The organism is Lactobacillus kefiranofaciens (assembly GCF_900103655.1).
GTDB lineage: Bacteria > Bacillota > Bacilli > Lactobacillales > Lactobacillaceae > Lactobacillus > Lactobacillus kefiranofaciens.
In genome coordinates, this window is record NZ_FMXC01000053.1 from 1 (window position 1) to 9,031 (window position 9,031).

Below are 9,031 nucleotides of genomic sequence, written 5' to 3' on the forward strand. Positions count from 1 at the left end.
TACAAGACACTCTAGAATCCTATTTTGAATAAATAATTAATTAAAAAAATCAATCTACGAGAAAGATTTATTTACACAAAAGATTTGACAGTTTCCAATTTTGATATGGCACAGACATATTTTAGGTTTAATCATTTAAAAACAATATAAAACAATGACTTTTTGGTGAAGTCAATTATGTGAAGTGACATAAAGTACTAAAACTGCCATATTTTTGGATCTAAAAAAAATATGCATCCTCCTTAGTAATTCAATAATTTAGAGTCTAGCCAGAGTGAAGTAGTGTAAAATGCTACTCTTATACCATAGTAAAGTCATTTATTTAAATATTTTTGGATGAACACAATAAAATATTGAAAAATTTAACGAATGCGATTTTTGGAATCAGTAAAAAATAAAATAAGCTGATTAATATTTTGCTGTCAAAAATGAACAGCAAATAGCAGTCGTCAACATGATACAACAATCTTCTTCAATACGTTAATAACAAGTATTTCGAGCCAATATAATTACTTAATGTTGCGATTTGTACATTAAATGTAAAAATTGTGCTATCCAATGTCTCAATCTTTACATTGATGGTCAATAACTCGCCCATTAATGTAAAATAAGTGACAATAGGTGTTAAAAATTGAACTTGAATGTTGATTTTAAGCGCACCAGCCCAATTATTAAAGATAATTTTTAAGCCATAGGAAATCATTACCTATGGCTTTTTTCAAGTAGAAGAGGTATTTTACTAATTTTTAAGTTATTTACATCTTTATCAGTGAATAAAGATAAACTAAATCTATAAGAGAAAAAAGAACTAAACATTTTTATAAGCAAGTACATAGTTACTACATATTTTTTTATAATTAGAGTCCAGGACTTGTTTACAAGTCCTGGACCAACAGAAAACAAGTAATATACCTGCGGCTTCTATAAGATTGAATATAATTCAGGATGTTTCTCTAAATAGAGATCCGCACTCGAAACCATTCGACCTGTCTTTTTAAGATTTACGTATAAATCATAAAAATCTAACGGACCTTCTTCCATGAAGTCTTCATTAGCAAAAGCCAGGTAATTAAAAACCTGGGATTTAATGAAATCCTGTTTAGCTTGTTTAAAGGAAATATGATAATTAGTAGCAATAAGCTTGGAAACGTCGTCGGTCATCCGAATAACGTATTCTTTTCTCTTTTTTCCTCTAAATGAGTTCATAAGTTACACCTCCGAATATCACTTTATTCACTAAATTATTTATATTATCTAATAAACTTCTTTTGATTAATTATTTTTAATTGGCGTTGCTGTAGAACTAAATTATACAAAGTCCACCACATTGCTTGTTCATTGTGGTTTTTAGCATTTAAAATTTTTTGATCAATATCGGTCAAACTTGTATTTTCTAAGACATGCATCAATTCATCAGCTTTATACAATTTATCTTTCATATTAGCCCTTTCATATAGTGGCTTAGCTTTATTTAGTAGCTCAAGTGAAGTAGTAAATACTTTATATTAGACATAATCATTTTTGGTAAGAACAGAGCTATCTTTTTTATTTTATTGCAGTTTGTATTCAGATATAAGCTAAGTTCTTAATACAATTGCTATTTCGTCTTGAGTATTATTCTACGAATTTACTTACTATACTGAGCTATTCGATCAATATGACAAATATTATTAAAAATAATTAAGAAAATTTAAAGCATTCTATTGATTCGATTAAAATATGATGATATTATTTATTTAATTTCATTTTCATGAAATGCAAAATTACTCAAAAAATTGATTAAAAAAGTTAGGAGATGCAAAGTATGATCAATTTTACTAAGCCAAATGGTCATAAAGATCTCTCATTTGTTTTTAAAACAAGAGAGAGCTTAAACAGAGTTGAAATACAAAGAAAGGCTAATGTAATGATTAGCATGCGTAAGAAGTGGGCGGCTGCAGCTATTATTGCTCTTGCTTCTGGATCTACTGTTTTTTTAGCTAAAGCTAATACTGCAAATGCGGCAACTGAAGACCCTAATTCTTCAAATGTCCAAATGCAGGTAACAAAGCAAGATAATAAACAAACAGAGAATAATTCATCAAATGTTGTACAAGCTGTAAACGATGCTGTACAAAACAATCAAAATAAGCAAGCAAATAATAAAACTGAAGATAATCAAACAACTCAAGCAAGTCAACAAACACAAACTAATCAAACAGATACTCAAACTCAAACAGCTAAAACTAATACACAAGCAACTGCTCAATCTACAGCTAAGGAAGGTCTGCCTCAACCAGCAGCTCCAGCCAATCAAGCAGATCATGTGAAAGGCAATGTTCAGTCAGCTTGGGATCAAGGCTATAAAGGACAAGGTACTGTAGTTGCTGTAATCGACTCAGGAGCTGATCCAACTCATAAAGATTTTCAGACTATGCCCCAAAATCCTAAGTTGAATAGGGATGAGATGCAAAAGAAAATCGACCAACAAGGTTATGGTAAATATGTGAACGAAAAGTTCCCATATGTCTATAATTATGCCGATCGTGATAATGACTACATTACCTCAGATGATACTAATCCTAATGATTCGCCTCACGGCCAACACGTTTCAGGAATTATTGCTGCTGATGGCCAGCCAAATGGTAATCAACAATATGTAGTTGGGGTGGCACCAGAAGCTCAATTGATGCAACTTCGAGTGTTTGGTCAGTTCTCTGATGAAAAAACAGATGATGTTGCCAAAGCAATCTATGATGCTACTAATCTAGGTGCCGATGTAATTCAAATGTCATTGGGGCAAGGTGTAGCAGATCAACAATTTACCAACATTGAACAAAAAGCAGTTCAATACGCAATTAACCATGGCGTTTTCGTTTCAATTTCAGCTTCTAATAACGGAAATTCAGCTTCAGTTGATAATCCGTCTAATGTAACTGATGCCTTTTATCAATCGGGTAGTGCTGCTGGAAACTATGAGCCACTTAATTCAAGTACTGTAGCTAATCCAGCGGCTTCTAAGAATGCTTTAACGGTTGCTGCTGAAACTTCAGATTTGGGCGCAAATAGCGATATGGCATACTTCTCATCTTGGGGTCCTGTTCAAGATATGACCTTGAAACCAGATTTGTCAGCTCCAGGCTATCAAGTTGTCTCAACAGTAAACCATAATCAATACCAAACAATGAGCGGAACATCAATGGCTGGTCCGTTTGCGGCAGGTAGCGCAGCTCTTGTTTTGCAAAGATTAAAGAGAACCAATCCGGAATTAAAGGGTGCACAATTAGTAGCTGCTGTAAAAGCCTTGCTTATGAATAGTGCAAAGCCACAAACGCAAAATGGTTATACAACTCCTGTATCTCCAAGAAGACAGGGTGCAGGTCAAATTGATGTCGGTGCTGCAACTGCTGCTCCAGTTTATGTAACAACTGATGATGGTACAAGTTCTGTTTCTCTTCATCAAGTTGGTGAAAATACTGACTTTACGTTAACTTTCCACAACTTAACTGACCAAGCACAAACTTATACTTTCAGTGATTTAGGCGGTGGCTATACTGAAAAACGTGACTCTGAAACTGGAGTCTTTCATGATGTGCAATTAGCTGGTGCTCAAGTTAATGGTGAAAATACTTTTGTATTGGCTCCTAAGGAAACTAAACAAGTTAAATATAGCTTGAATCTTACAGGCTTGACTAAGAATCAGTTGGTTGAAGGTTTCTTGCGTTTTACTAATAACAACGATCATTCAACTGTTTCTGTGCCATATTTGGCATACTATGGCGATTTGACCAGTGAAAATGTCTTTGATCAAAATGCTAACGATGCCCATCCTGATATTCAAGGAAATCGTTTTGTTAATGAACAAAACTATCCACGAGGCATTGCTGATCAAGAATCATTGAAAGAGTTAGTTAACGTTGATGGCGATTATAACTGGCAAGAAGTAGCTAAACTTTATGAAAGTGGGAAAGTTGCTTTTTCACCAAATAATGATCAAAAGAGTGATCTCTTAAAGCCTTATACTTACCTGAAGCAAAATGTGAAAGATCTTAAAGTTGAAATTCTTGATGCTAAAGGCAATGTAGTTCGTGTAGTAGCCGATGTTCAAGGCGTTGATAAGTCGTATGATGAAAATGGCGTAACTAAAGATACTAGTTTATCTGTTTCAATGCGTGATAATCCTGATGCGTTTGAATGGGATGGTAAAGTTTACAATACTAAGACTGGTAAGATGGAAACCGCTAAAGATGGTAATTACACTTATCGTTTTGTTGCTACTCTTTGGAATAAAGGCCCTCATCAAGTACAAAGTGCTGATTTCCCAGTTGTAGTTGATACTGTTGCACCTACGTTATCAAACGTAAAATATGACGCTACCACTCATACAGTAAGTGGTAACTATGCAGATACGGGTGCAGGCTTTACCAATTATTCATATGCTACTGTAACTGTTAACGATAAAGTATTTGGCTATAAATTAAATGATGGTCAATCAGGTTTTGATAACTCAGAAAAGACTAAAGGACATTTTGCCTTTGTTTTAGGTGCAGATGCTCAAAGGGCTTTGTCTGATGCAGAAAACAAATTAACCGTAGCCTTAAGTGACGTCGCAGATAACACAGTTGCTGCAAGTGTTGATGTTGCAGCTAAGAATAATCAACCTGCAGTTAGTGTATGGAATGCTACCGATGGTTTGAAATTTGACCAAAATTCAAAGAACTTCAATAAACAAACTAATACTTATACTTTAGTTGGTGGGGCTAACCAAGACTTTTACTTAAATGGCAGATTGGTTCAAGTTCATAATGGTCAATATGAAGCTCCAGTTAAAGCTAATACTACTGAATTAGTATTCAGTTCAGATCAAGCTGGCAGAAATGTTTTGAAGGAATTCTCTACAGTAACTCCAAAAGCATTCTTTAATTGGCAAGAAACTGATACATTCTCTGGCAATTTTGGTGTAATGATTAATTCAGTAAAGACTAATCATCCTGATGATGTTGTAGTTCAAGCAGCTGTTCCTAAAGGCAATAATGTAAAAGCCTTTGCTAAAGATTACTTTACTGGTGAACTTTACACAGCTGATGTGAATAATGGTGTTGCTACTTTCCATGTTCATACTTCAATAAATAAAGGAACTGATGGGGTATATAAGCGTGCACTTTTGATAGGTTGGACAGAAGTGGACGGCCCAACGTTTAATGATAAACAAGAAACTAATCAAGGAGGCGTTGCAAGTACTAATCACTTAGGTGTTTTCTATTTTGAAAATGCACCGACTAGAACAGTTTATACTAATAGAAATGATCTTGGTGTTACTGTTCAAGATGAAGCAGCACAATTAGATTCATTTGGTCCAGATGCATATCCAGGTCATGCACCATCTAGTCTGACAACAAGAACTGATCCTAATAAGGATATTCATTTTGACTACATGAACGATAACGATACTACTCGTTTTGGTCAGAATGCTGTGGTTAAAGGCTACTATGATCCGACAACTAAGAAGTTTACAGTTACCGGTAAAGTTGACGCTGATGTAACCAGCTTGACGGTTTTAGGCGATAATCCAAATGAAGATGCTCCACAAAATCAAGTTAGATTAGGTCAAGACGGCAAATTTGCTTTCACTGTAACTGCTGAAAATGCAGGGCAACGACCGATTGCCTACTTCTATAAGACAAGGAATGGTCAAACAGTTCGTGGTACTCTTAACTTAATCCTTGATACGGTTGCTTCAACTTTGAAAATCGATCAAGTAAATGGCAATGATTTAGAGCTTTGGACTAATAATCCTAAGTTTGTCTTATCCGGTACAGTTAACGATAACTTAGATGGTTACAAATTATACGTTAATGGTAATAATATCTATCGTGAATTTGAAAATTCAGGCTACAATAGGTTAGCAGGTTTGAATACTGATGCTGAATTTACTAATCCTTACGGTGAGCATGCATTTAGTCAAGAAGAAAACTTAAACGATGACAACAACAATCCAACTACTCATGTCTTCACAGTTTATGCTGTTGATCAAGTTGGTAATAAAGTAGAAAAGAAGTTGACAGTTCATTTCGATCCTAACTATGTTGCTCCAACTAATAATCCAGATACAGGTAATACTGATAATACAGGTACAACTGTTGATACTACACCTAATAATCCTGCTCCAGTGGTTACTGAAGCCTCAAATGTTTCTTCAGAAAATACTGAAAATGGTAATTCTGTATTGACTGGTAAAGCATTCAAATTACTTCATAATGCATTTCTTTATAATAAGGATGGTGAAGTTGCCTTAACTGCTGATGCTAATAAATCAAGTTTGTTGAGAAAAGGACAAAGAATTACCGCTTTAGATAATGCTAGAGTTGTAACAATTAAGGGCGTTCATTTCTACAGAGTTGGTAATAACCAATTTGTGAAAGTAGCTAATACCGTCTTGCAAGCTGGCAAGAGACTGCAATTGAAGCACAATGCTTATGTTTACGACGAAAAAGGCCAAGTGGTTAAAAAACAAGGCGAGAAAGTATTGCTCAAGAAGGGTAAGTGGATCAGCGCTTTGAATAATGCTGATAAATTTGTATTCAAAGGTCAAACTTTCTACAAGTTAGCCAATGGTCAGTTCGTAAAGGTAGCCAATACTGAATGGCAAAAGCCTAAGAAAGTTAAACTTACTCATAATGCCTTTGTATATGATGAACAAGGCAAACGAGTAAAGAAGAGCAAAATGCTTAGAAAGGGTCAAACAGTTTTAGCTGCTAATAATGCAGAAAAATTTGTAATTAAAGGTAAAACTTACTACCAAGTTGGTAAGAACTACGTAAAAGTAGCTAATACTTTATAATTTTTGAAAAGATAAGAAATACACGATTCTTGTACAAGAATCGTGTATTTTTATATAAAAATGAGGCTCAGAATTTTTAAGATTTGTGTCTTAGGTTATAAATAAAGTGAAAGCTGATGCTGAGAAGGCAATTCTAAGACTAAGTTCATTCAAAAACGTTAATAACTAATCATTTATTGCTTTAAGGACTTGACTTCATCATTTGCTAAATTTGGCCTTGAATTGTTATGTTTTTTGCTCTAACTTGTTTAATTGAAAATAGCCTGATCAACTTCACTAGAGGCAGGATTTTTCGTAGCGTCAATGTTGTGGGCGTAAATTTCAGTAGTTGCAATATTCTTATGCCGCCACAATTCTTGAGCTTGCTGAAGAGTTGCATCATTAAGAAATCCTATAAGTGGATGAAGCATATTATTGAACTGCTTTAGACTAAAACAAAAGCTGCTTGAGTTAAAGTGGTTTCTGTTTTTTGCATAAGAAATAATGGGAACTAAGGATAAGGTAAAATATGATATAATTCTTTACGGTGTTTGACCCTCCTTATTGAAGGGAGGTGAATTTCATGAACATTGAAACATTTATCACAGCTTTGGTTGTGCCAATTACGGTTAGCCTCGTTTCTCATATACTTGGTAGGCTTTTTGACAAAAATGGCTTGATAGTCATAACCGTAAGTACCGAAAGGTTAGGCACTCTAAACGGAAAAAGTGCAAACACCGCAAGCCTTAAATTATGTTAGGTTTTAGACCTGGCATAGTGGATAATAAAAACCGCTACTCATCTGGTCTTTAGAGTAACGGTTTTTTATATACTTTTTGTGAATCTCATGAACTCACATTTATCACTACATTTATTATAAAGGCACTTTAAATTTTATGCAATCAATAGCTATTAAAGGGTAAACAACGATAAAGTGAAAGTTGATGTTGAGAGAGTAATTCTAAAGCTAAGTTCACTTAAAAAGATTAATAGTTAATTATTTATTGCTTTAAAATTGCAATTTCATCATTAGTTAAAAATAGCCTGATCAACTTCGCTAGAGGCAGGATTTTTCGTAGCGTCAATGTTGTGGGCGTAAATTTCAGTAGTTGCAATATTCTTATGCCGCAGCAGTTCCTGAGCTTGTTGAAGAGTTGCACCGTTTAACAGACTCAGCGTTGCAGCTGTATGTCTCATCGAGTGAGCAGTTAATCTGGGACTATTAAACCCCGAAGAAATAAAATTCCTTTTAGCAATTCGCCTAATTGAACGCGTAGTCATCCTGCCATTCAAATTATGGTTGCTGGTACTGGTAAAAAGGGGCTGGCTTAAATCTTGGACATTTCTAGCACTAAGATAATCTCTAATTGCATTTTCGACATGGCTAGGCATCCGAACTAAATCATCTTTTTCTTGGTGTCCTTTACCCTGAACATAGAGAACAGTGGCATCCCCTTTGGTACGGATATCTTCAACGTTAGCTCGAACCACCTCGATAGTACGCAAGCCCATCGTCATCATCATGGCCAGCATTGCATAATCCCTTTCGCCCTTTAAGGTTGTACGATCAATATTAGTCAAAATTTTCTTTGCTTGATTGCTAGTAAAGTAGTCCTTTTTAAAATTATTGCTGATATGAGCAGGTTTAATGTACTTAGCTATATTTGGATATAGTCTTTCTTCTTCAGTCCATTGAAAGAATCGTTTTACTGCAATCAAATAGTTTTTAATAGTTGTAGGTTTTTTACCAGCTTTTTTAAGATCGTCACGATATTGTCTAACCGATTGGGGAGTAGGTTGAATTATTGAATTTTCTCTCAGATACAAAAATCATTGTTTTAGAGAAGTTCGATAAGTTCGAATTGTATTAGGAGATGCATCGATAAAAACGATAAACTGATTAAACAAATCATTTAAATTGCTTTGTTTAAAATCTAATTGTCGATTTTGATTGTTAGCTTGAAAATTATCAAACTTTTGTAATTCATTTTTTGTCATTAGCGATCACCAAATTTCTACTTCAAAAATTCTAACCAGTTAAGTCTATTTTACACTAAAAATTAAAGTCCGCTAACCACATTTGTGGACTTTGGCCATTTTTCATAGTAAAATAAGACATTATTTTTTGCCCTGAATTGTCAATTTAAGTGCAACAGTTAGGTTATGAAGAGATATATTGCTTGAAGAGTTCTTCTGCTGTGTGATATTGGAGGATTCGGTGATGTTTGTGGT

Annotated in this window: 6 protein-coding genes and 1 pseudogene; 2 read left to right on the forward strand and 5 right to left on the reverse strand. The window is 34.4% G+C overall.

What is annotated here, in order from left to right:
* Positions 1-921 precede the first annotated feature (921 nt).
* Complete coding sequence (locus BLP58_RS10940; protein WP_013851247.1) at positions 922-1,206, reverse strand: hypothetical protein; 285 nt, start codon at positions 1,204-1,206, stop codon at positions 922-924.
* A gap of 44 nt (positions 1,207-1,250) precedes the next feature.
* The gene (locus BLP58_RS10945) at positions 1,251-1,439 is read right to left on the reverse strand and encodes a hypothetical protein (protein ID WP_013851246.1); all 189 of its coding nucleotides are present in this window, start codon (positions 1,437-1,439) and stop codon (positions 1,251-1,253) included.
* A 365-nt stretch (positions 1,440-1,804) separates the two neighbouring features.
* Between BLP58_RS10945 and BLP58_RS10950 the strand changes: the two genes are divergently transcribed.
* The gene (locus BLP58_RS10950) at positions 1,805-6,820 is read left to right on the forward strand and encodes a S8 family serine peptidase (protein ID WP_025084299.1); all 5,016 of its coding nucleotides are present in this window, start codon (positions 1,805-1,807) and stop codon (positions 6,818-6,820) included.
* A gap of 248 nt (positions 6,821-7,068) precedes the next feature.
* On the opposite strand, the gene BLP58_RS10955 is transcribed toward BLP58_RS10950, so the two are convergent.
* The gene (locus BLP58_RS10955; protein ID WP_013851244.1) at positions 7,069-7,230 is read right to left on the reverse strand and encodes a putative integrase; all 162 of its coding nucleotides are present in this window, start codon (positions 7,228-7,230) and stop codon (positions 7,069-7,071) included.
* Between the two features lie 152 nt (positions 7,231-7,382).
* Here BLP58_RS10955 and BLP58_RS12185 point away from each other — a divergent pair, with 152 nt between their 5' ends.
* Positions 7,383-7,559, forward strand: a complete 177-nt coding sequence (locus BLP58_RS12185) for a hypothetical protein (protein ID WP_155833845.1) — start codon at positions 7,383-7,385, stop codon at positions 7,557-7,559.
* 269 nt (positions 7,560-7,828) lie between these two features.
* Here BLP58_RS12185 and BLP58_RS10960 read toward each other — a convergent pair whose 3' ends face one another.
* Together BLP58_RS10960 and BLP58_RS12695 are read right to left on the reverse strand one after the other, a co-directional pair.
* Entirely contained in the window at positions 7,829-8,626 is a 798-nt protein-coding gene (locus tag BLP58_RS10960; RefSeq protein ID WP_013851243.1) for a tyrosine-type recombinase/integrase, read from the reverse strand.
* Positions 8,627-8,960: 334 nt separating this feature from the next.
* Positions 8,961-9,031 (reverse strand): annotated as a pseudogene (locus tag BLP58_RS12695) (integrase); the annotation flags it as partial.

What these genes read in the sequence shown, in the direction of transcription:
- BLP58_RS10940 (WP_013851247.1), bottom strand. Translation starts at nt 1,206, where the DNA reads ATGAACTCATTTAGAGGAAAAAAGAGAAAAGAATACGTTATTCGGATG.
- BLP58_RS12185 (WP_155833845.1), top strand. Translation starts at nt 7,383, where the DNA reads ATGAACATTGAAACATTTATCACAGCTTTGGTTGTGCCAATTACGGTT.
- BLP58_RS10950 (WP_025084299.1), top strand. Translation starts at nt 1,805, where the DNA reads ATGATCAATTTTACTAAGCCAAATGGTCATAAAGATCTCTCATTTGTT.
- BLP58_RS10945 (WP_013851246.1), bottom strand. Translation starts at nt 1,439, where the DNA reads ATGAAAGATAAATTGTATAAAGCTGATGAATTGATGCATGTCTTAGAA.
- BLP58_RS10955 (WP_013851244.1), bottom strand. Translation starts at nt 7,230, where the DNA reads ATGCTTCATCCACTTATAGGATTTCTTAATGATGCAACTCTTCAGCAA.